The sequence below is a fragment of the Cognatundibacterium rugosum genome, assembly GCF_014284365.1.
GTDB lineage: Bacteria > Pseudomonadota > Gammaproteobacteria > Burkholderiales > Burkholderiaceae_D > Undibacterium > Undibacterium rugosum.
Window position 1 is genome coordinate 1 of sequence record NZ_JACOGG010000072.1, and the last position, 255, is coordinate 255.

1 protein-coding gene is annotated in these 255 nt (G+C 52.5%); it reads right to left on the reverse strand.

What is annotated here, in order from left to right:
• Positions 1-255 (reverse strand): IS3 family transposase (locus H8K47_RS18105; RefSeq protein ID WP_186882738.1); only part of this gene is annotated, 255 nt, incomplete at both ends.

A 255-nucleotide genomic window follows, 5' to 3' on the forward strand; every position in this document is an offset into this window, starting at 1 on the left:
TCACCCATTTTTGATTCGCCTTTTGTGCGGCAAACTGCCGCTGCAGTAAATTGGGGGCAATCCGGCCAACATGCCCTTTGTAGGAGCGGTATTTCTTGATCCTTACCAGGGACTTCAAGCCTAACTCCGTCATCAGGCGCTGCACGGTTTTATGGTTCACCGCCACCCCGGATTGCTGAATGCTGGCCGTGATGCGCCGATATCCGTAACGTCCTTGATGGCGCGCGTAAATCGTGCGTATGTGTTCTTTTAAGT